This window comes from Deinococcus alpinitundrae (genome assembly GCF_009982895.1).
Classification (GTDB): Bacteria; Deinococcota; Deinococci; order Deinococcales; family Deinococcaceae; genus Deinococcus; species Deinococcus alpinitundrae.
In genome coordinates this window covers 1-270 of record NZ_WXZL01000256.1, presented here as the reverse complement: position 1 = coordinate 270, position 270 = coordinate 1, and the positions used below count along the sequence as shown (strand labels likewise).

General features: G+C 34.4%; 1 protein-coding gene. It reads right to left on the bottom strand.

Annotation, left to right across the window (positions count from 1 at the left end; all coding sequences use genetic code 11):
* Positions 1-270 (bottom strand): hypothetical protein (locus GUI70_RS25700; protein WP_497747272.1); only part of this gene is annotated, 270 nt, incomplete at both ends.

The window sequence follows — 270 nt, the reverse complement described above, 5'->3', positions numbered from 1 at the left end:
AACATCGATGATTTACCTACGTTTGGTTTACCAACAATAACTGTAGATAAACCTTCACGCATAATTTTACCCTGCGCACCGGTATCTAATAAACGATTAATTTCCTGTTTGATTTCTTTAGACTGCTCTAAAAGAAATTCAGTAGTCGCATCTTCAACATCATCGTATTCAGGATAATCAATATTCACTTCCACTTGAGCGAGTATCTCTAATATAGATTGACGTTGTTTTTTGATTAAGTCACTTAGACGACCTTCAATTTGATTCATC